At 67.4% G+C, this 24604-nt stretch carries 3 protein-coding genes; all 3 read left to right on the top strand.

Annotation, left to right across the window (positions count from 1 at the left end; translation table 11 throughout):
- Positions 1-178 precede the first annotated feature (178 nt).
- The 3 genes from BM150_RS01150 to BM150_RS01140 are packed head-to-tail and all read left to right on the top strand — an operon-like array spanning position 179 to position 24437.
- Complete coding sequence (locus tag BM150_RS01150) at positions 179-9358, top strand: non-ribosomal peptide synthetase (RefSeq protein ID WP_092922407.1); 9180 nt, start codon at positions 179-181, stop codon at positions 9356-9358.
- Positions 9355-24231: a non-ribosomal peptide synthetase gene (locus BM150_RS01145; protein WP_175496618.1), complete on the top strand. Its 14877-nt coding sequence runs from the start codon at positions 9355-9357 to the stop codon at positions 24229-24231. The genes BM150_RS01150 and BM150_RS01145 overlap by 4 nt, the downstream gene beginning before the upstream one ends.
- The gene (locus tag BM150_RS01140) at positions 24228-24437 is read left to right on the top strand and encodes an MbtH family protein (protein ID WP_092922401.1); all 210 of its coding nucleotides are present in this window, start codon (positions 24228-24230) and stop codon (positions 24435-24437) included. The genes BM150_RS01145 and BM150_RS01140 overlap by 4 nt, the downstream gene beginning before the upstream one ends.
- Positions 24438-24604: the final 167 nt, after the last annotated feature.

The following is a 24604-nucleotide window of genomic DNA, read 5'->3' as shown; positions in this document are numbered from 1 at the left end:
ATCGATCCGGCACGTGAGAAGTCGGTTGGCGAAACCTTCCTGTTGCTGCAAGCCAGGTTGTTCGGTGGGCGCGGCCCGGATGGGATGAGATCGACCAACTCGCGCGCAGCTTCGTCTCCCACACGACGGGCCCGTGCGAACAGAGCGGGGAAATTCGGTGAATCGAGGCTGGACGAACATGCCCGAAATCCGACGAGCAGTGCCGTTGACAGCGGCACAGCGCGGAATCCTCTTCGCGCAGCGGCTCGATCCGTCGAATCCGATCTACAATGTCGCCGAGTGCGTGCGGATTCCCGGATCGATCGACGTCACGCTTTTCCACGAGGCGTTGCGACGCACCGTGGCCGACGCCGAGGTGTTGCGTTCGCGTGTCGTCGTGGACGAGCGCGCCGGGGAAACCTCCCTGGAGATCGCCTCGTGGGTCGAACCGCCGTTCGAGCACGTCGACCTCTCCGGAGAGCCCGACCCCGAGGCGGCCGCCGCGGAGTGGACGCGCGCCGCGCTCGAGGAACCGATCGATCCGCGGGATCCCGCTCCGTTCTCGTTCACCCTGCTGAGGCTCTCCGCCGGGGAGACCCGCTGGTTTCAGCGCTACCACCACGTGCTGCTCGACGGGGTCGGTATGGCGCTGATCGAGCTCCGGGTGGCCGGTGTGTACTCCGCCCTGGTTGCGGGGACGCCGGTGCCCGAGAGCGGCTTCGACGAGTTGCGCACGCTCGTCGACGCCGAGGCGCGGTACCACGACTCCGAGCAGTACCGACGGGACCGCGCCTACTGGAACGAACTCCTGTCCGACACGCCGGCTCCGGCCACACTCGCCGACCGGCCGCCCCGAATGCCCACCCGCCTCTCGCGCGGTGTGGTGAGACTCAGCGCAGCTCGGATCGAGGCCGTGCACGCACTGGCCCGCCGGTTCGGAATGGGCTGGCCCACGGTGCTGGTCGCGGCGTTCGGGCTGTACCTGAACCGGGCTTCCGGCGGGGAGCAGGTCGTGCTGGGGCTTCCGGTGGCGGCCCGACGTGGTGGGGCGCGGAACTCGGTTCCGGGAATGACGTCGAACATTGTGCCGCTGCGCCTGGACGTGCGGCAGGAGATCACCCTGCGCGAGTGGGTGAGCGAGGTGTCCGAGGCGCTGCACGAGGCCACACGGCACCAGCGCTACCGCTATGAGGACCTGCGCCACGACCTGAACCTGCTCGCCGAGGACCAGCGGTTGGTCGGCCCGCACGTGAACATCGTGCTCACCGACTACGAGCTGGACTTCGCGGGGATTCGCGGCAGCGCCCGGAACCTGGCCGGCGGGCCGGTGGAGGACTTGTCGCTGGTGATCGACCGGAGAGGCGGGGACGGCGGGGCCGACCTCGTCTTCGACGTCAACCCCGAGCTTTACCAGCCCGACGAGTTCGAGCTCATGCGCGAGCGGTTCGTCGAACTGATCGGCGACATCACCGATCGTGATCCGGACCGGTTGTTGGCCGAGATCGACATGGCCGGACGCTGGGAACGCCACCAGGTGCTGACCGAGTTCGCCGGAAGAGTTCGCCCCGTGGCGGAGACGACGCTCTACGACGCCGTCGCCGAGCAGGCCGCGCGTACACCTTCGGCCATCGCGGTGGTGGCAGACGAGGTGGAGCTGAGCTATGCCCGACTGCTCGGCCGGGCGAACCGATTCGCACGGCTACTGGCCGAACGGGGAGTCGGCAGCGAGGATCTCGTGGCACTGGCGGTCCCTCGCTCGGCCGAGATGATGGTCGCCCTGTTGGGGATCCTGGGCTCCGGTGCGGGCTACGTTCCGATCGACCCCGAGTATCCGGCGGACCGGATCGCGGTCATGCTCACCGAGTCCGAACCCGCGCTGGTGATCACCGCCGCGCCCCGCGAACTGCCCGATACCGAGGTGCCGGTACTCGATTCGCGCAACCTGGCGGAGGAACTGGCACGGTTGCCCGAAGCGACGCTGTCCGACGCCGACCGGGTCCGTCCACTGCGGTCGGACAATCCCGCCTACACCATCTACACCTCCGGTTCGACGGGACGCCCCAAGGGGGTCGTCGTGTCGCACCGCAGTGCCGCCGACCTGGCACGCTGGGCGAGGGAATCGATCGGTCCCGACACGTTGGCCCGGACCCTGGCCGCCACATCGCTGAACTTCGACGTCTCGGTCTTCGAAATGTTCGGGCCGCTCACCTGCGGCGGCCGTATCGAAGTGGTCCGTGATGTGCTCGCCCTGGCCGAACGACCGAACCGGAGCTTTCACGGAACGCTGGTCAGCGCCGTACCCTCCGCGCTCTCGGCGCTGCTCGCCCACGGGGACGTGGACGTGCGTGCCGACATGGTCGTGTTGGCAGGCGAGCCGTTGTCGGCGCACCACCTGGAGTCGATCCGCGCCGCGATACCGGGGGCCCTGATAGCCAATATCTACGGTCCCACCGAAGCCACGGTGTATGCGAGCGCCTGGTTCGGGGGCGGGAACGGATCCGAGGCGCCCAACATCGGCCATCCGTTGAGCAATACCCGCACATACGTGCTGGACGCGGCGTTGCGTCCGGTCCCCGTCGGCTTCTCCGGTGAGCTGTACCTGGCAGGTACAGGGTTGGCCAGGGGCTACCTGCGTCGCCCGGAACTCACCGCTCACCGGTTCGTCGCCGACCCATTGGGCGAGCCGGGAGACCGCATGTACCGCACTGGTGACATCGTCCGTTGGAACGCCCTGGGCGAGCTCGAATATCTGGGCCGTGCGGACGATCAGGTCAAGGTACGCGGTTTCCGGGTGGAACTCGGGGAGATCGAGAACGCACTGCTCACGTACGAGGACGTGGCACGGGCCGCCGCGGTGGTTCGGACGGACACCTCGGGCGGCAAACAACTCATCGCCTACGTGGTCCGCGCGGCCGAGAGCGATCCGGAACCGGATCGGCTGCGTAACCGGCTGGCCGCGCGGCTGCCCGACTACATGGTTCCGGCCGCCGTGGTGGTGCTCGACTCGTTCCCGCTGAACCCCAGCGGAAAGCTCGATCGTGCCGCACTGCCCGCGCCCGACTACTCGGCCGTGGTCTCCGACCGGCTCCCCCGCACCAGTGGCGAGGAAGTGTTGTGCCGGTTGGTGAGTGAGGTGCTCGATCTGCGCTCGGTCTCACCGGAGCAGAACTTCTTCGATCTCGGTGGCGACAGCATCGTCGCCATCCAGCTCGTCAGCCGGGCTCGATCGGTCGGGTTGTCCATCACGCCGCGCGACGTGTTCGACCACAAGACCGTGGAGCGGTTGGCCACAGCTGCCCGGCACGAGAGCACGCCGGTCGAATACTCGGAGGCGGCCACCGGTGCCGTCCCCCCGCCGCCCATCGTGCACTGGCTGCGCGAGCGCGGCGACGCCGTGGACGGTTTCAATCAGTCCGTGCTGCTGGAGGCGCCCTCCGCCCTGGATCGCGAGAACCTGGTCATCCTGCTCGGTCGATTGGTGGATCAACATCACGTACTGCGCATGCGGCTGACGGTGGAGGAGGATTCGACCTGGGGGCTCTTCGTGGAAGAGCCCGGGTCGGTGCACGTCGATGACCAGGTCCGGGTGGTGGATGCTTCCGGGATTCCGCACTCCGAGATGGCTGAGCTGGTCGAGTCCGAGGCCGAGTCCGCGCGCGGGAGGCTGCGGCCGCGCGCGGCCGGGATGGTGCAAGCGGTCCTGTTCGAGGGGTGTGGCGACGACGGGAGGGGGAAGCAGCTCCTGCTCGTGGCGCACCACCTCGTGGTCGACGGTGTGTCCTGGCGCATCCTGTTCGACGATCTGGAGGAGGGCTGGTCGGCCCTGGCCGAAGGTAGGCGACTGCGTTACGAGCACGGCGGGATGTCCTACCGGCACTGGGCACTCCGTCTGTCGGAACTGGCGAGACAGCCCGAAGTGGTCGCCGAACTCGACCACTGGAAGGAAGTGCTGTCCGCGCCGGTGGCGGAACCTCCTGTTCCCTCCGGGCAGGGATCCGGTGAGGTACACGCTCGCATGGTGGCGTTACCGGACGCCCTGTCCGAGGCGCTGCTCAACGAGATGCCCGCGGCGACGCACGCGGGTGTGGACGAACTGCTGCTGACAGGCATAGCCCGTGCGATGCGGGACGTCGGGATCGACACCGCCGGACGGCCGTTGTTGGTCGACGTGGAACGCCACGGTCGCGAGGAGATCGCTCCGGGAGAGGCTCCTTACCGCACGCTCGGTTGGTTCACCAGTATCCACCCGGTTCGACTGGATCTCACCGGAGACGAGGGCGACGGGGTGCTCGGCTCGCTCCGGTGCGTCAAAGAACGTGTTCGCGCCGTTCCCGAGCACGGCCTCGGTTTCGGCCTGCTGCGTTACCTCAACACCGACACGGCCCCTGAACTGGCCGCGGCGGAACGCCCCTGGCTCGGCTTCAACTACCTCGGCAGGCTCGTCCACTCCGGAACGGGGTGGACGCTACGACGCGCGGGAGCGACGGTCTCCTCCGATGAGGATCTCCCTCCGGCGCACGCCCTGGAAATCGATGTGTTGGCGGAGGGAAGCGCGGACGAGCCGCGTCTTACGGCTCGGCTCACCTATCTCGACACCGCCTTCGACGAAACCGGCATCGACGGGATCGTGACCGCTTGGCTGCGCGAACTCGAGGAGCTGCGTCTGTGGTGCGGCACGCGTTCCGATCGTCCCGGTGGGGCGCTCACACCCAGTGATTTCGACCTGGTCGAGCTCGACGGTGAGGAGGTCGCCGCGGTCGAGGCGGGGGTCGGTGACGTGTGGGACCTGTTCCGTCCCGCTCCGCTCGCCGAGGGGCTGCTGTTCCACGCGCTCTACGACGACGGCAACGTGGATGTCTACACCGTGCAGGTGTGCTTCGACATGAGCGGTCCGGTCGAGTCCGAACTGCTTCGAAGTTGCGCGCGACATCTGTCGCGTCGTCATCCGGTCCTGCGCGGCGCGTTCTGGTACGAGGACCTTCGTCGACCCCTGCACTACGTGCTCGCCGAGGTCGATGTTCCCTGGGAAGAGTACGACTTCGCTGACCTCCCCGACGCGGCGGCGGAACTGCGCTCGCTGCGCCGGGAACACCGAGTGCGCCGCTTCGACCTGTCCACTCCACCGCTGTTGCGGTTCGCCCTGGTGCGAACCGCGCGACAGCGCTACACGCTCGTGCTCACCTGCCACCACATCCTGCTCGACGGATGGTCGTTGCCCGTGCTCGCCTCGGAGCTGTTTCGGCTCTATGCCGCCGACGGCGACGACTCGGTGCTGCCCACCGCCCCGGACCATCGCGGTTACCAGCGTTGGTTGGCCGGCAGGGACCGCGAAGCGGCGGAATCGGCCTGGGCGGACTACCTGGCCGGGGCGACTCCGACTCTGGTCAGCGAGGGTACTCCGCAAGACCGGTTGCCGGAGGCGAACACGTTCGAGCTTCCGGAAGCGGTGACCCTCCAGCTAACCACCACCGCACGTAGGAACGGGCTGACACTGAACACGGTGCTGCGCGGTGCCTGGGCGGTGTTGCTGGCGTTCGTCACGGGTAGGGACGACGTCGTCTTCGGCGCCACGGTCGCCGGACGCCCCGCGGAACTGCCGGACGTCGAGTGGATGGTGGGGCTGTTCATCAACACCGTCCCGGTACGGGCGCTGATGGCTCCGGAACGCCCGCTGCACGAAGTGCTGCACGAACTGCAGCGCGATCACAGCGAGCTCATGGAGCACCAACACCTCGGGCCCGCCGATGTGCAGCGTGCCGCCGGATTCGACGAGTTGTTCGACACCCTCGTGGTCTTCGAGAACTATCCGCTCAGCGACGGCACTTTCTCTCCTGAGAGTGCGGCCATCGAAGTAACCGACGTGCACGGCACCGACTCCACCCACTACCCGTTGACGTTGAACATCACCCCGGGAGAGCGGCTGAGGCTGCGGTTGGACCACCGGCCGGGCGCGGTGGGAGCCGCTACCGCGCGACGGATGCTGGACGGGCTTCGGCGTGTCCTCAACGTGTTCACGCAGGCCCCGGACACGCTGGTCGGACGGATCGATCCGCTCGAACCGGAGGAGGGACACCGGCTGCGGACAGAGCTCAACCGAACGGAGCGGGAAGTTCCCACGACCACCCTTCCCGAATTGTTCGAACGGCGGGTGCGTCTCGATCCGGCGGCGCGAGCCGTCGTCTTCGGTGATCAAAGCCTTAGCTACGAGCGGTTCAACGCCGATGTGAACCGACTGGCCCGGCTGCTGCTCGCCAGTGGGGCGGGGCGCGGTACGCGAGTGGCGGTCGCCTTGCCACGCTCCCTCGAACTGATAACGGCACTGTACGCGGTGCACAAGACCGGTGCGGCCTACGTGCCGCTGGACCCGGACTACCCGGCCGAACGGATCGAGTACGTCCTCTCGGACTGCGCCCCCACCCTGTTGCTCTGCACCTCCGGCACCGTTGGCGAGATCGAAGTCGAGCTCCCCCGGCTACGGGTGGACACCGAGTGGTTCCGTGCCGCCGTTTCACGGCAGCCCGCCGACGACATCTCGGCCGAGGAGCGCGGCACGGTACTCTCCGAGCACGATCCGGCTTACCTGATCTACACCTCCGGTTCCACCGGACGACCCAAGGGCGTCGTCGTGCCGCACCGCGGCATCGTCAACCGACTGCTGTGGATGCGCGACCACTACGGGATCGACGCCACCGATCGCGTGCTGCAGAAGACCCCGTCCGGTTTCGACGTGTCGGTCTGGGAGTTCTTCCTCCCGCTGATCTCGGGAGCCTCGGTGGTACTGGCCGAGCCGGAGGGACACAGGGACACCGAATACCTTTCCGGGCTCATCGCCCGCGAGGGAATCACCACCCTGCACTTCGTCCCGTCCATGCTGCGAGCGTTCCTGCTGGAGGCCGATCCGACCGCCTGTTCGAGTCTGCGCCGGGTGATCTGCAGCGGTGAGGCACTTCCGGAATCGGCGCGTCAACGATTCCGCGCGACGTTCGACGCCGAGCTGCACAACCTCTACGGACCGACCGAGGCCTCCGTGGACGTGACCGCGTGGGACTGTGCCGAACAGGCCGGGACGACCGTTCCGATCGGGTATCCGGTGTGGAACACCCGGATCCACGTGCTCGACGCCGCGTTGCGTCCGGTTCCACCGGGGACTCCGGGTGAGCTGTACTTGGCGGGCGAACAACTGGCGCACGGGTATCTGAATCGTCCCGGGCTCACCGCGGAGCGATTCGTCGCGAATCCGTTCGACACCTCCGGCACTCGGCTCTACCGGACGGGTGATCTGGCCACGCGACGCGAGGACGGTGCGCTCGAATTCCTCGGCAGAGTCGACGAGCAGGTCAAGATCCGTGGTTTCCGCGTCGAGCTCGGCGAGATCGAGTCGGTGCTCACCCGGCATCCTGCCGTGTCGGCGGCGGTGGTGGTGGATCGAGAGGACACCGGCGGAAACCGGCAGCTCGTCGGATACGTGGTGGGGGAGGGGGCGGACACTTCCGAGCTGCGGACGTATCTCGCGGGCACGCTCCCCGAGTACATGGTGCCGTCGTTCCTGGTGTCGATAGGGAAGCTTCCCGTCACCGCGAACGGCAAACTCGACCGTGCCGCACTTCCCCAGCCCGAGGTCGGTGTCCGGGAGAGTTCGCCCGCCCCGCCCCGGACGGTGGTGGAGGCGCGGCTGTGCGAACTGTTCGCGAGCGTGCTCGGCCTCGACGAGGTCGGTGTCGACGACGGGTTCTTCGCGCTCGGCGGTGACAGCATCATGTCGATCCAACTCGTTTCCCGAGCACGCGGACGCGAGCTGCACTTCAGACCGAAGGACGTTTTCGAGCGCGGCACACCGGCCCTGTTGGCGGGAGTGTGCACGAGTACCTCACGAGCTCCCGTCGAGTCCGACGGAGCGGGCGTCGGGGACGTGGTGCTTCCGCCGATCGCGCGGCGGCTCATCGCGCTGCGTGGGCCGATCTCCGGTTACCACCAGTCGATGCTCGTCCGAACTCCGGCCGGGTTGGACAGAACGACACTGGTGCGCTCGCTGCGAGCGGTCCTGGAGTACCACGACGTGCTCCGCGCCGCGCTCGTAGACGACGGTCCGCGGCCTGTGCTGCGAGTACCACCGCCCGGCGAAATCGACGTCGAAGCCGTGGTTCGACGCGTCGACGCCTCCGGAGTGGTCGATGCGAGCGAACTGATCCGCGCCGAGCACCTCGGCGCGCAGCAGGAGCTCGATCCGCGTCGAGCGGCGATGGTTCGCGCGGTCTGGTTCGACTTCGGGATCGATGAACCGGGGCGACTGCTCCTGTTGATTCATCACCTCGTCGTCGACGGGGTGTCCTGGCGTGTCCTGCTTCCCGACCTGGAGCTCGCCCATCGAGCGGTCGCGGATGGCGCGGAGCCCGAGCTGGAGCCGGTGCCGACGTCCTTCCGGAGTTGGTCCTCCCGACTGGCCGAGCTGGCGGACTCGCCGGCGGTGCGGGAACAGGCCCCGTTCTGGCAGCGGACGCTGTACCGAGGCGATGAGGCACACGTGGCGGACCGGAAACCGGGCCCCTCCGACACGGTGGGCACGCTGCGGCGGCACGATTCGCGACTCTCCGTCGAAGCCACCCGTGAGCTGCTGACCACCGTGGCCCCCGCGTTCCACGCGGGAATGGACGAGGTGCTGCTCACCGGGTTCGTCGTCGCGGTCGAGGTCTGGCGCAAGCGCCACGGGCGGTCCTCCGGGGCTGTCCTCGTCGATCTGGAGGGGCACGGACGTGAAGAGCTCGTGAGCGGCATGGATGTTTCACGCACCGTCGGGTGGTTCACCAGCATCCATCCCGTCCGGCTCGAAGTGTCCGAGCCGGACATCGAGGAAGTGCTCGTCGCGGGGCCCGCCACCGGCAGGGCTCTGAAGCGGATCAAGGAACAACTGCGTTCGGTCCCTGGAACGGGGGTCGGTTTCGGCTTGCTCGGTTGTTCGGACACCGAGCCCGTCGACCTGCCGTCCGAATCGCCGGACGTCTGCTTCAACTACCTCGGCAGGCTTCCCGCCAACGATTCCGGGAAGGACTTCGGCCCCGTGCCGGAGTCACCGGGACCGCACGGCGGAGCCGATGCCGACATGCCGGTCACCCACGCGCTGGACATTACGGCGGCCGTGGCTGAGGGGCCGGTCGGACCCGAGCTGACGCTCACCGCTCTCCGACCGAAGGAGCTGCTGAGCGACTCGGCGGAATCCGAACTGTTCGCACTGTGGGAACGGACGCTGTACGCGTTGATCGAGCACGCGGGCGGGACGAACGCGGGCGGACACACACCGTCGGACCTGACTCTCGTCGGGCTCGACCAGGACGAGATCGACTTGTTCGAGGACGAACTGGAAGCGGAGGGCGAACTGTGGTGAAGCGTGCCCGAGTCGAGGATGTTCTGCCGCTGTCCGGGCTGCAGGAGGGGTTCCACTTCCACGCCGTCTACGACGAAGACGCGGATGATGTCTACACGGTCCAGCTCGTGCTCGATCTGGCCGGAGCGCTGGACGGCGAACGTCTCCGCGACTCGATGTACCGGGTGCTTTCCCGGCACCCCAATCTTCGGGCGGCCTTCAGACAGCGTAAGAGCGGCGAGACGGTACAGGTCATCTCCTCCGAGGTCGAGCTGCCGTGGCGCGAGATCGACCTGACGGACCTGCCGACTCCGGAGCGGGAGGAGACGGCCACTCGTATCGAGGTAGAGGAGACCGGCCGGTTTCGACTCAACGTGGCTCCGCTGCTGCGGTGCTCGCTGCTGCGGTTCGATGAAGACCGTTACCGGTTCGTGATCACCGCGCACCACATCCTGCTGGACGGTTGGTCGCTCCCACTGCTGGTGCGTGAACTGTTCACGTTCTACGCGGGGGAGTCCGCCACCGACCCGCTGCCCGAGAGCGCTTCCTACCGGGACTACGTGCGCTGGCTCGATCAGCGCGACAGCGCCGAGGCGACGGCCGTCTGGCAACGAGCGTTGGAGGGAGTGGACCAGCCGAGCCTGTTGGCCGCCCCGGAACCGGACCGTTCTCCGACACGGCCCGAGAGCGTGACGCTCGAACTCCCCGACGAACTGCTCGAGCGGGTACGCGCTTTCGCCCGGACGGAGGGAATCACTCCCAACACGCTGGTGCAGGCGGCCTGGGGGACACTGCTGGGAACCCTGACCGGTGAGTGGGACGTGCTGTTCGGCTCGACGGTCTCCGGCAGGCCGCCCGAGCTGGCCGGTTCGGATTCCATGATCGGGTTGTTCATCAACACCGTTCCGGTACGCGTCCTGCTGGACCCGGCCGAGTCCACTTCCGCACTGGTACGCCGGGTCCAGCGAGAGCAGACGGAGCTGCTGGAGCAGCAGTACACCCCGTTGCGGGAGATCCAGCGCGCCGTCGGGCTCGGGGAGCTGTTCGACACCCTCGTCGTCTTCGAGAACTACCCGCTGGACTCGAAAGCGCTGGCGCTGCCGGGCACGGGGTTGGAGCTGACCGGTGTCCGAGGTGAGGACGCCGCGCACTATCCGCTCACCCTGGTAGTGCTGCCCGGGGAGAGCCTCACACTCCGGTTGGATCATCGAGCCGAGCTGTTCGATCGGGAACAGGCGAGTTCCGTGTTGAACAGACTGCGTCTCCTGCTGGAGCGGATGCTCGACGCGCCGCGGCGGCCCCTCGGCTCACTGGACCTCCTCGATGAGACGGAACGGAACCTGCTGAGCACGCGCAATGCCACCGAACGCTCGACAGGTCCCCGCACGCTGCCCGAACTGTTCCAGCGAGGTGCTCACAACGGATCCGACACCCCGGCGGTGGTCGACGAATCCGCGGCGGTGTCATACGGGGAGTTGGACGCGGGATCGAACCGACTCGCCCGGCTGTTGATCGACCACGGTGTCGGGCCGGAGAGCCGTGTCGCGTTGTTCCTGCCGACCTCGATCGAGTCGGTGAGGGCGAGCCTGGCGGTGGTCAAGGCGGGTGCGGCATGGGTGCCGATCGACCCGAACCATCCCGATGAGCGGATCTCGTTCCTGCTCGACGACGCCCGCCCCGAAGTGGTGCTGACCACCAAGGACTCGGAGCTTTCCACCCGGGTGGCTGACGTGGTGGTCCTCGACGACCCGAGCACGCTGGAGAGGCTGGACTCGTACTCCACAGGGGAGGTCGGCGACCGGGATCGAGTCGCTCCGCTGCGCACGGACAATCCTGCTTATCTCATCTACACCTCGGGTTCGACGGGCCTGCCCAAGGGAGTGGTGGTCACCCACGCGGGGCTGCACGACTTCGCCGAGACCGAAGTGGAACGTTTCGACGTGCGGCACGATTCGAGAGTCCTTCGCTTCTCCGCGCCGAGTTTCGACGCCTCGGTGTTGGAGATGTGCATGGCCTGGTACGCGGGGGCGACCCTGGTCGTGCCGCCCCGTGAGGCGGTGGCGGGGGAGCCGCTTGCCCGACTCCTCGCGGAAACGCACGTCACACACGCCCTGATTCCGCCGGCCGTACTGGCGACCCTGCCGGAGGTGGAGCTGCCCGACTTCCGCTGCCTGATCGTGGGTGGTGACGCGTGTTCCGCGGAGCTGGTCGAACGGTGGGCGCGGGGGCGCGAGATGCGCAACGCGTACGGCCCCACGGAGATCACGGTCGCCGCCACCATCAGCGACCGGCTTTCGCCGGGGGAGACACCTCCCATCGGCCGTCCACTGCCCAACACCCGGTCCCATGTACTCGATGAGGCCCTGCGATCGGTGCCACCCGGTGTGGAAGGCGAGCTCTACGTCGCCACGACCGGGTTGGCACGGGGCTATTCGGAACGCCGTGGCCTGACCGCCACCCGGTTCGTCGCGGACCCGTTCGGCCCCGCCGGTTCCCGGCTCTATCGAACCGGTGACCTCGTACGCTGGCGTGCCGATGGTCAGCTCGAGTTTCTGGGACGCGCCGATGACCAGGTCAAGATCCGGGGGTTCCGGATAGAACCGGGTGAGATCGAAACCGTGGTGTCGGCCCATCCCGACGTCTCCCGCTGCGCGGTCGTGGCTTGCGAGGACAGTTCCGGTGTGAAGCGACTCGTCGGTTATGTCGTCGGAACCGAGGGTACGGAGCCGGAGAACGACAAGCTGCGCTCCCACGTGGGGGCGCGGTTGCCCGAACACATGGTGCCCGCGGTGTTCGTGCCGATGGACACGCTTCCGATGACCGCCAACGGCAGCAAACTGGATCGCAACGCCCTGCCGGCCCCGGTGTTCGAACCGACCACGAAGGGAACCGCCCCGCGTACCGACACCGAGCAATCGCTGGCCGAGCTGTTCACCGAGGTCCTCAACCTCTCCGGGGTCGGGGTGCACGACAGCTTCTTCGAACTGGGCGGCGACAGCATCACCTCGATCCAGTTGGTGAGCAGGGCGCGGAAGTCCGGGATACACCTCACTCCCAAAGACGTATTCACGCACCGGACCGTGGCCGAGTTGGCGGCCTCGGCCGGTGCAGCCGTCCTGACGGGCTCTTCCGGCGGTGGGGAAGAACACGACTCCGGTGTGGGGACGGTGCCGCTCACCCCGATCATGCACTGGCTGCGTGAACGCGGCGGTCCTATCGGTGAGTTCTGCCAGTCCGTGCTGCTCAACGCCCCCGGGGAACTGGCCGAAGCGGACCTGCTTACCGCGGTTCGGGCGGTAATCGACCGGCACGATGCGCTGCGCGCGCGGCTGAGCACAACAGGGGGATTGTGGGGGCTGCACGTTCCCGAACCCGGCTCGGTACACGCCCGCGACATCGTGCGGCGGGTGGACGCGACCGATGGAAGGGACACGGCCACCCACGTCGCCGAGCAGGAAAGGATCGCCGCCTCGGAGCTGGACCCCGAAGCGGGGGAGATGATCCGGGTGGTCTGGATCGACACGGGCTCGCGCTCGTCCGGGCGGTTGCTCGTCGTGGTCCATCACCTGGTGGTGGACGGCGTGTCGTGGCGCATACTGGTGCCGGACCTGCGGGCAGCCTGGCAGGCCGCCGCGGCGGGTCGGGACCCCTCGCTGGAACCGGTCCCCACCTCACTCCGGCGGTGGGCCGAGAAACTCACGGCCCGCGCGCACGATCCGGCCGTGCTCGCCGAATTGGAAACCTGGACGGATGTCCTCTCGTCGGGTGGGGGGCAGCTCGGACAGCGCGCGCTCGATTCGGAGCGAGACACCGTTGCCTCGCTGCGCGGGACCACGCTGCGACTTCCCGGCGAGCTGGCCGAACCACTGCTGACCACCGTTCCCGCCGCGTTCCACGCGGGGGTGGACGAGGTGCTGCTCACCGGGTTCGCGATGGCGATGGCCCGCTGGCTGGCGAGCCGGGGGCGCGAGGGTGCGTCCCTGTTGCTGGATCTGGAGGGGCACGGCCGATCCGACGAGGTGTCCGATACGGACCTGTCACGGACGGTCGGTTGGTTCACCACCATGTATCCGGCAAGGCTCGACATCTCCGAGGTCGATCTGGGCGAGGCGTTTTCCGGCGGAACGGCCGCCGCGCGAGCGGTGAAACAGGTCAAGGAGCAGCTCAGGGCACTTCCCGAGGGGATCGGCTACGGCCTGCTGCGTTACCTGAATCCGCAGGCCGCCGTCGCGTTGGCTGGCCGTCCCGCGCCCCAGGTCGGATTCAACTACCTCGGCCGGTTCGGTGCGGGAGGTAACGGCGCGGCGTTCGAACCGGCCGCCGAAAGCGGCGCGATCGGTGGACGGATGGACGGGAGGGCGGCGGTTCCGCACGCTCTGGAGGTCACCACCACCGCCTACGACGGTGCGGACGGATCGACTCTTGTCGCCGAGCTTTCCTGGCCACATGAACTGTTCGGTACCGAGCGAATCGACGAACTCGCCGCGCTGTGGCGGGAGGCACTGTCGGCGATCGTCGACAGCACGAACCACTCGGGCACGACAGGTCACACGCCCTCGGACTTCCCGCTCGTCGAACTCGACCAGTCCGAGCTCGACGACCTCCAGCGGGCGGTTCCCCCGCTCGTCGACGTGCTTCCGCTGTCCCCGCTCGCGGAGGGACTGCACTTCCACGCTGCCTACGGTGACAGTGGCTCGGACGCCTACACGGTGCAGCTCGCCCTGGATCTGAGCGGGCCGCTCGATGCGGATTCGCTGCGTGAGTCCGCGCGCGTGCTGCTGGTCCGGCATCCCAACCTCCGAGGTGGGTTCCGCCACGAGGAACTGCGTGCACCGGTGCAGTTCGTCCCGGAGAGCGTCGAAGTCGCCTGCGAGGAGATCGACCTCCGCGACAGCGACCGGACCGAGGTCACCCGGCTGATGGACGAGGATCGTGCACGTGGGTTCGACGTGAGCGATCCGCCGCTGCTTCGGTTGACGGTTTTCCGGCTGGATGCCGAAATCAGTCGTCTCGTGCTCACGCACCACCACATCCTGCTGGACGGCTGGTCGGCTCCGCTGCTGCTCCGCGAACTGTTCGACATCTACGCGGCTGGGGGCGACGCGTCCGCCCTTTCCGAACCCGCTCCCTATCGTGAGTACCTCGAATGGCTGGCCAACCGTCCCCGGGGTGAGTCGGAGCGGATCTGGCGATCGGCACTGTCCGGTGTGGATGAACCAACCCTGCTGGCGGGCTCCCGGGCGACCACGGAGGAATCGGCTCTACCGGAGCGGATCACCCTGCGACTGCCGGAGACCACCACCGCCCGCGTCAACGAGTTTGCCGGTTCCTCGGGGCTGACCGGCAATACCGTGGTCCAGGCGCTGTGGGCACTGTTGCTCGGGAGGATGACCGGGCGTCAGGACGTCGTCTTCGGGGCCACCGTGTCGGCACGTCCCCCCGAACTTCCCGACGCGGAGTCCATGATCGGCCTGTTCATCAACACCATCCCGGTGCGCGTGCGACTCGCTCCCGAGGAGTCGCTGCGCCAACTGTTGCAGCGGTTGCAATCCGAGCAGGCCGAGCTGATGGCACACCACTACACCGGACTCACCGAGATTCAGCGGTTCACCGGTACCGGCGAGCTGTTCGACACGCTCACCGTTTTCGAGAACTACCCGTTGGATCCGGACACGTTGCGGCTGCCGGGGACCGGACTCGAGGTAACCGGAGTACACGGTCGCGATGCGACGCACTATCCGCTGACCCTGGTGGCCTTGCCGGGAAACGCACTGGAACTGCGACTCAACTACCGACCGGACGTGCTCGACGAGTCGTTCGTCAACGCGATCGCACAGCGTTTGTACGGACTCGTCGAGCTGTTGCTCGACGACCCCGAGGTCCCGCTCGCGGCGGTGGACGCGCTGACCGAGCAGGACAGCGAGCTGCTCGCGCGTTACTCAGCGGGAACACCGACGGTGGTCGGCACGACCACGGTGCATGATCGGTTCACCGAGCAGGTGCGACGCTTTCCCGAAGCCACCGCGCTGCTCGTGGGAGAGGAGCGGATCACCTACCGCGAGCTCGATCGGCGAGCGAACATCTTGGCGAACCGGCTGCTTCGTCTCGGAGTAAGCGGGGAGCAGCCGGTGGCGATCCTGCAGCAGCGTTCCGTTGAGCTGGTCGTCTCGACACTGGCCGTGCTCAAGGCCGGCGGTGCCTACGTTCCCCTCGACGCCCGCAGTCCGGCCGAACGGCTGGAACGGATCCTCTCACGCACGAGTGCGGCGATCCTGTTGACCGACCCGGTGTTGTGCGAACTGCCGCTGACCCACGAGGCGGAGATCGTCGTCCTCGGGCGTACGGATCTCTCCGGAGAATCCGAGACCGATCCCCGAGTACCCGCTCACCCGGACCAGCTGGCCTACGTGATGTTCACGTCGGGGTCCACCGGCGAGCCGAAGGGGGTCGCGGTTCGCCACCGGGACGTCGTGAGCCTGGCCCACGACGGAAGCTGGGAAACCGAGCGACAACAGCGGGTTCTGCTGCACTCGCCGCACGCTTTCGACGCCTCCACCTACGAACTGTGGGTTCCGCTGCTGTCGGGACGCGAACTGGTCGTGGCACCCGCGGGTGAGCTGGACATCGCCGAGCTGGCCGCCACGATCACCGATAGCGGGATCACCGCCCTGTGGTTGACGGCCGGACTGTTCCGGCTGTTGGCCGAGGAGTGTCCGGAGTGTTTCGCGGGTGTCCGCGAGGTCTGGACGGGTGGTGATGTGGTGCCCGCCGCGATGGTGCGCAGGGTACTGGAGGTCAACCCCTCCCTGGTCGTCGGAGACGGTTACGGGCCCACCGAGACCACTACGTTCGCCACCCGGTACCTGATGGATTCCTCGACGAGCGTGCCGAACAACGTCCCGATCGGTTCCCCGCTGGACAACATGCGCGTTTCCGTCCTGGACACCAACCTGCTTCCGGTGCCGCCGGGCGTACCCGGTGAGCTCTTCGTCGCGGGTGATGGGGTGGCACGCGGTTACCTGGACAACCCGCGGCTGACCGCGAGTTGGTTCGTCGCCGACCCGTTCGGGTCGCCGGGCACTCGGATGTACCGAACCGGCGACATCGTGCGGTGGAACTCCGAGGGAGCGCTGGAGTTCGTCGGGCGCGTCGATGAGCAGGTCAAGGTGCGCGGCTTCCGGATCGAGCTCGGTGAGATCGAGACCGCGCTCGCCGAACGACCCGAGGTGGCGCAGGTGTCAGTGCTCGCCCGTGAGGACGAACCAGGGGACAAACGCCTGGTCGCCTACGTGGTCCCCACCGGGGAGGGAATCGACACCGAGATGTTGCGCTCCGTGGCCGAAACCGCACTGCCCGAGTACATGGTTCCTTCGGTATTCGTGGAACTGGAGTCGTTGCCGATCACCGCCAACGGCAAGCTGGACCGCGCCGAGCTGTCCGCTCCCACCCGTACGGCGGGTGGCGGCAGGCGTCCGCGTACTCCGGAGGAGGAGGTACTGTGCGGTCTGTTCGCCGACGTCCTCGGCGCGACCTCGGTGGGCATCGACGACAACTTCTTCGCGCTCGGCGGGCACTCCCTGCTCGCCACTCGCCTCATCAGCCGCGTACGCGCCACCTTCGGCGTGGAGCTGGCCGTGCGAAACCTCTTCGAAACCCCCACCGTGGCCGGTATCGCTCAGGCCATGAGCGGAGCCGCCGCCGCCCGCACCCCGTTGCGAGCGATGCCCCGTGGCGAGCTCGTGCCGGCCTCCTACGGGCAGCGCAGGTTGTGGTTCCTGAACGCGTTGGAAGGTGCCGGCTCGCCCTACAAGATCCCGGTCGGGATCCGGCTCAGCGGCTCGCTCGACGTCGAAGCGCTGCGTGGTGCCTTCCGGGACGTGGTTGAGCGGCACGAGGTGCTGCGAACGGTTTATCCCGATGTGGACGGCGAACCGCACCAGCGCGTGTTGCGCGCTTCGGACGCGGCCCCGGACATCGAACGTCTCTCCGTGACCGAGCAGGAGCTGCCGCAGGCGATGCTGGACCGCGTCGGGATCGGGTTCGACCTGCCGGCCGATCCACCGATGCGGGTGACGCTGTTCGAAATCGGGCAGCGGGAGCGGGTACTGCTGATCGTGCTGCACCACATCGCGGGTGACGGCTGGTCGATGGCGCCGCTGGCCGACGACCTCTCCCGGGCGTACGTCGCGAGGCTGACGGGCGAACGAGCCGAGCGTGAACCGCTGGAGGTGCAGTACGCCGACTACAGCCTGTGGCAGCGTGAGGTGCTGGGCAGTGAGGACGACCCGAACAGCACGATCGCTCGCCAAATCGCGTTCTGGAAGTCCGAGCTGGCCGATCTTCCCGAGGAACTACCGCTCCCCACGGATCGCCCACGCCCGCTCGCTCCCACCTACCGTGGCGGCACCGAGCTGTTCGAGATTTCGGCTGGGGTGCATGGGGGGTTGCTGGGGTTGGCCGCTGGGGAGCGGGCGAGTTTGTTCATGGTGTTTCAGGCGGCGTTGGCGGGGTTGTTGACGCGGTTGGGTGCTGGGGCGGATGTGCCGGTTGGTTCGCCGGTGGCGGGGCGGACCGATGAGGCGTTGGATGGGTTGGTCGGGTTTTTCGTGAATACGTTGGTGTTGCGGACGGATACGGGTGGGGATCCGAGTTTTCGGGAGTTGTTGGCTCGGGTGCGTCGGTCGGATTTGGCGGCGTATGCGCATCAGGATTTGCCGTTCGAGCGGTTGGTGGAGGAACTCAACCCACCCCGAGCGCTGGGACGCAACCCACTGTTCCAGGTGATGCTGGTGCTGCAGAACAACGCCGAGCCCGAGCTCGACCTCCCCGGGCTGCGCAGCGTTTCCGAGCCCGTCGGTGCCTACGCCTCGCAGTTCGACCTCTCACTGGACCTCACCGAGCGACACGACGACGCTCCCGCGGGAGTGAGCGCTCGGCTGGACTACAGCGCGGAGCTGTTCGACCCGAGCACCGCACGATCGATCGTCGAGCGTTTCCGACGGTTCCTCGAAGCCGTCGTGGCCGATCCGGACCGGCCGATCGGGGAAGTCGATCTGCTGGGGCCGGACGAGCGACACCGCCTGTTGGTCGAGCGCAACCGCAGCGAACGCGCGACGGAGACTTTCGATCTGGTCTCCAGGGTGCGGGAGCACGCGGTGCGTTCCCCCGCTGCGGTCGCCCTCGCCGACGACGACTCCGAGCTGGACTACCGAACCCTGGTTCGTCGGGCGAGTGCGCTCTCCCGGCGCCTGCTGGAAGCGGGAGCGGCACGCGGCAGCCTGGTCGCTCTCTGCGCCGAGCGGCGGTTGAGCGTTCCGGTGGCCGTCCTCGGGGTGCTCGGATCGGGAGCCGCCTTCCTGCCGCTGGATCCGAACGCGCCGCGTGCCCGCAACGAACGGATCCTCGCGCGGAGCGGTGCGAGCGTGGTGCTCACCGATGAGCACCACCACGAACTCGCCGCCCGGATGGCCGAGATCTCCTCAGCCGAGGTCCTGCCGCTCGACGATCGCCAGGACGGTCCCGACGAGCTGCTCGAACCGAGGGGCGGCCCCGACGACCTCGCCTACGTGCTGTACACCTCTGGTTCGACCGGGGCACCCAAGGGAGCACTGGTGCACCGTCGCGGCATGGTCAACCATCTGTTCGCGAAGGTGGAGGACCTGGCCATGACAGCGTCGGACACTCTGGTGCAGAACGCGCCGCTGACCTTCGACATCTCGGTGTGGCAGATGCTCGCACCACTACTCGTGGGTGGTCGTACCCGTGTCGTCGGGGACGAGACCGCCCGCGACCCGGAACGATTGTTCCGAGTGGTCGGCGAGGAGCGGATCACGGTACTCGAGGTGGTTCCCTCCTTGCTGCGTGCCGCGCTCGACACCTGGGACACCGTGGTGAGCGCACCGGGTTCCGAAGGTCGCGAAGCCGGTGGTTCGCCCCAGAGCGCCCTCCGGTGGTTGATGGTCACCGGCGAGGCCCTGCCGCCGGACCTGTGCGGGCGATGGTTCGAGTACGAACCCGCTGTCCCCCTGGTCAACGCGTACGGACCGACCGAGTGCTCGGACGACGTCACGCACGCCGTGATCACACCCGAGTCCCATACCGACGAGGTACGGATCCCCATCGGTCGCGTGGTGCGCAACACCAGCCTCTATGTCCTCGACGAAGCGTTGCGTCCGGTTCCCGACGGCGTACCGGGAGAACTCTGCGTCGGCGGGGTGGGAGTCGGCCACGGCTATCTCGGGGATCCGGTGAAAACCGCGCTGGCATTCGTGCCCGACCCGTTCTCCGGGCAAGCCGGTACCCGGCTGTACCGCACCGGGGATCAGGTGCGGTACCGGGCGGACGGACAGCTGGAGTTCCTCGGCCGTGACGATCAGCAGGTCAAGATCCGCGGGCAGCGGATCGAACTCGGTGAGGTCGAGGCGGCGCTGCGGGCCGCCGAGGAAGTGCGTGACGCGGTGGTCACGGTTCATCGGGACTCCGCCGGTCAGGCCAGGCTCGCGGGGTACGTAACCGGTACCTCCGACACGACGGCCGTACGCGCCGCACTGGCGGGGAACCTGACCGAGGCGATGACCCCCACCGTGCTGGTGCCGCTGGAGACACTGCCGCTGAGCCCCAACGGCAAGGTCGATCGCAACCGGTTGCCCGAACCGGAGTTCCCCACCTCCTCTCCGGGACGCGAGCCCGCGACACCGCGGGAGGAGGTGCTGTGCCTGCTGTTCGCCGAAGTGCTCGGAGTGGAACGGGTCGATGTCGACGACGACTTCTTCGCGCTGGGTGGTCACTCCCTGTTGGCCACGCGGCTGGTGAACCGGATCCGTTCGGTCAGCGGCGAAGAAGTACCGATGCGTGCCTTGTTCGAAACCCCGACCGTGACGGGAGTGGCCGAGCGCCTCGGTACCCCCTCGCACGCTCGGAGCGCTCCCCGGAAGTTCGAACGCCCGGAACGTGTCCCGCTGTCGTTCGCACAGCGCAGACTGTGGTTTCTGAACCGTTTCTCGGAAACGGCGGGGGCCTACAACGTGCCCCTGGCGCTACGACTGACCGGCGAACTCGACGTGGCCGCGCTGCGAGCCGCGATCGGCGACGTCGTGGACAGGCACGAGAGCTTGCGCACCGTCTTTCCGCAGCACGGTGAGGAGCCGCACCAGGTGGTGCTGCCCGATGCCCGGCCAGAGACACCGCTCGAAACGCTCGACAACGCCGAGCTGACCGAACGGCTGGACGAGCTCGTGCGGACCGAGTTCGACCTGACCACCGAGACACCGCTCCGAAGCCGGCTGTTCCGCACCGGCGAACGGGAGCACGTGCTGCTGCTGCTGATGCACCACATCGCCAGCGACGGCGGTTCCGCGGCTCCACTGGCACGGGACCTGTCCACGGCCTACAGAGCGCGTTGCTCGGGAGAGGAGCCGCTGCTGGAGCCGCTGGAGGTGCAGTACGCCGACTTCACCCTTTGGCAGCGCGAGGCCCTCGGTGACGAGCAGGATCCCGACAGTCCCCTGTCCCGCCAGCTTCGGTTCTGGGAACACGCCCTCAGCGGAATCCCCGAGGAACTCGACCTGCCCACCGACCGCGCCCGCCCCGCTGTACCGAGCCATCGCGGCGCCCGGGTGCCGTTCGAGATTTCGGCTGGGGTGCATGGGGGGTTGCTGGGGTTGGCCGCTGGGGAGCGGGCGAGTTTGTTCATGGTGTTTCAGGCGGCGTTGGCGGGGTTGTTGACGCGGTTGGGTGCTGGGGCGGATGTGCCGGTTGGTTCGCCGGTGGCGGGGCGGACCGATGAGGCGTTGGATGGGTTGGTCGGGTTTTTCGTGAATACGTTGGTGTTGCGGACGGATACGGGTGGGGATCCGAGTTTTCGGGAGTTGTTGGCTCGGGTGCGTCGGTCGGATTTGGCGGCGTATGCGCATCAGGATTTGCCGTTCGAGCGGTTGGTGGAGGAACTCAACCCACCCCGAGCGCTTTCCCGACACCCGTTGTTCCAGGTCATGCTCTCCTTCCGCAATCACGAGACCGTGGACGCGGAGATGGACGGACTCGATGTGGAAACGCTTCCGCTCGATCCCGGTGCGGCCAAGTTCGACCTGTCGTTGAACCTGGCCGAGCGGCGCGACTCGGACGGCGAGGCCGCGGGAATCATCGGTGACCTGCAGTACAGCACCGACCTCTACGACCGGAGCACGGTGCTACGCATGGTGGACGGGCTGCTTCACATGCTGGAGTCCTTCCTCGCCGATCCCGATCGGCGCATCGGTTCGGTGGAACTGTTGCGTGGCGAGCGGCGTGAGCTGGTGCTCGGGGAGTGGAACGACACTTCCACAGCGGGCGCCGACCGAACACTGCCCGAGATGTTGGCCGCACAGGCGCACACAACCCCGGACGCTCCCGCCGTCCGTACCGTACGAGGCGAACTGTCCTACGCGGAACTGGCGGAACGCGTGAGTCGTCTCGCACGGCGGTTGGCCGCCTTCGGCGTCGGACCGGAACGGTTCGTCGCCGTGGCACTACCGCGTTCGGTCGAGATGGTGGTGGCGTTGCTGGCGGTACTCGAAGCGGGCGGTGCCTACCTGCCCGTGGATCCGGACTACCCGGCCGACCGCATCGGGTTCATGCTCGCCGACGCCGCCCCCGAGCTGTTGCTCACCGACGGTGATGTGCTCGCGGAGCTGCGTCGATCCGGCGTCGAGACGGCTGCTGAGCGTACGGTCCTGTTCGAGGAAACCGCCGAGTTGCCCGAGGCCGAACCGACCGCACCGGCGTTCTCGAACCCCGCCTACGTCATCTACACATCGGGGTCCACCGGCCGTCCCAAAGGGGTCGTGGTCGAGCACCGTTCGCTGTCCGACTACCTGGTTTTCGGAGGCAACGACTATCAAGGGGTTCGCGGTGCCGTTCCGTTGCATTCGCCGGTGTCGTTCGATCTGAGCGTGACGGCCATGTTCGTGCCGCTCACCGTGGGTGGAACCGTGCACGTGATCGGACTCGACGATTCCGATCCGCGGACAGTGGAGATGCTTCGCGACCATCCGCCCACCTTCCTGAAGGGAACCCCGAGCCATCTGCCGGTGCTGAACACGCTTCCCGAGGAGTTCTCCCCGAACGGGGAGCTGCTGCTCGGTGGTGAGCTGCTGCTCGGCGAACGTGTCGACGAGTGGCGGGAGCGCAACCCCGGCGTGACGGTGTTCAACATGTACGGTCCCACTGAAACGACGGTCAACTGCACCGAGTACCGGGTGGAACCGGAACAGCGGATTCCCTCCGGGCCGCTGCCGATCGGCGAACCGTTGGACAACACCCGGGTCTACGTTCTCGACGAGAACCTGCTGCCGGTCGAGATCGGTGTGGCCGGCGAACTCTACATCGCGGGTACGGGTCTCGCGCGCGGGTATCTTCACCGTCCCGGTGTGACGGCGAGCAGGTTCGTGGCGAATCCGTTCGGACCCCCCGGCGAACGCATGTACCGCAGCGGCGACATCGTGCGGTGGCGCTCCGACGGGCAGCTGGCGTTCGTGCGGCGTGTCGATGATCAGGTAAAACTGCGCGGTTTCCGCGTGGAACCTGGCGAGATCGAGGCGTTGCTGACCGCTCGGCCCGAAATCGCCTCGGCTGCCGCGGTCGTCCGCGAGGACCGTCCCGGTGATCAACGTCTGGTCGCCTACGTCGTCACACGCGACGGCGCCGAACTCGACCCTTCCAGCTTGCGACGGACGTTGTCCGAGGTGCTGCCCACCTACATGGTTCCCACCGCTTTCGTCGAGCTCGACGAGCTGCCGACGACACCGAACCGCAAACTCGACCGCGAGGCACTGCCGCCCCCCGAGGTCGAGGGAACCGCGGCGGCACAGGGACCTCGCAACCAGACCGAACGCGTCCTCCGCGAACTGTTCGCCGAAGTCCTGGACACGACCACGGTCGGCGTGCACGACGGTTTCTTCGAACTGGGCGGCCACTCGTTGCTGGCCACCAGGCTGATATCCAGGGTGCGCTCGGCGTTCGGGGTACGTACCGCGATGCGTACGCTCTTCGAGGCACCCACCGTCGCCGCGCTGGCCTCTCGATTGGGCGAGGACGACGACTCCGACGGTTTCGACGTGCTGCTGCCGTTGCGAGCGAGCGGCGAGCGGTCCCCGTTGTTCTGCGTGCATCCGGCCAGTGGTTTCGCCTGGTCGTACGCGGGGCTGATGAAGCACCTCGAACCGGACGTGCCGATTTACGGACTGCAGTCCCGTGGCCTCGACGGGGAGGAATCGCTTCCCGACACGGTCACCGAGGTGGCGCATGACTACGTCGAACGTGTCCGCACCGTGCGACCTCACGGCCCATACCGACTCCTCGGCTGGTCCTTCGGCGGACTGATAGCTCAGGAGATGGCGGTTTTGTTGCGGAACGAGGGCGAGGAAGTCGAGTTACTGGCCATGTTGGACAGCTTCCCGAAGACGGCCGAGGAATCGGAGGAGGGATATGTCGAGGAGGCCGAACTCTATCTCGCGATGCTCGACCTCGCGGGATACGACCGGGCCGGTCTGAGTGAGCGGGATCTGGACGCCGAGTCAACGGCACGGCTGGTGCGGGAACAGGGCGGTGTCTTCGGTGATCTCACCGAGGATCGGCTCCGCGCGTTGCACCGGGTCTTTCTGAACAACACCAGGCTGGCACGCGGGCACACGCCGAGCCACTACACCGGTGACGCGCTCCTGTTCGTGGCGACCGCTGACGAACGTCCCGGCCCGGGCAAGGTGGCCTGGCACCCCTACGTGGCAGGCGAGGTCACCGAGTACCCCGTCGAGGTCAGGCACAACGACATGACTCATTCGGAACCGCTGGCTCGTATCGGCCGCGTACTGGCCGAACAAATGAACACGCAACCGTCGGCAGGAAAGGAAGACCAATGAGCACCAACCCCTTCGACAACGAGAACGGAAGCTTTCTGGTGCTGGTCAACGACGAGGGGCAGCATTCACTCTGGCCGGACTTCATCGAGGTTCCCGCCGGCTGGACGACCGTACACAGCGGAGAGCGGGACGCCTGCCTGGATTACATCGAACGAAACTGGACCGACATGCGCCCCCGCAGCCTCATCGAGGCTATGGCGGAATGAGAACCCGTAACGCAAGAGTGCGAGCGGCCGAACAGTTCAGCGGCCCTTGGTCCGGTCGATCCGTTGCCGAAAGCTGCAATTCGGTCAGACACGGATTCTGTTCGCCCGCTCGCACGATTACGGTTCCGGTCGAACCGGGTGTTCTGAACCCCTCCGCGCGAACGGTC

This window comes from Actinopolyspora alba (assembly GCF_900112765.1).
Lineage (GTDB): Bacteria > Actinomycetota > Actinomycetes > Mycobacteriales > Pseudonocardiaceae > Actinopolyspora > Actinopolyspora alba.
Note: the sequence above shows the minus strand (reverse complement) of the source record. Positions and strands in the feature narration are given on the sequence as shown.

Bases quoted from the DNA above. Each gene is read 5' to 3' on its own strand.
- BM150_RS01150 (WP_092922407.1), top strand. From the start codon at position 179: ATGCCCGAAATCCGACGAGCAGTGCCGTTGACAGCGGCACAGCGCGGA.
- BM150_RS01140 (WP_092922401.1), top strand. From the start codon at position 24,228: ATGAGCACCAACCCCTTCGACAACGAGAACGGAAGCTTTCTGGTGCTG.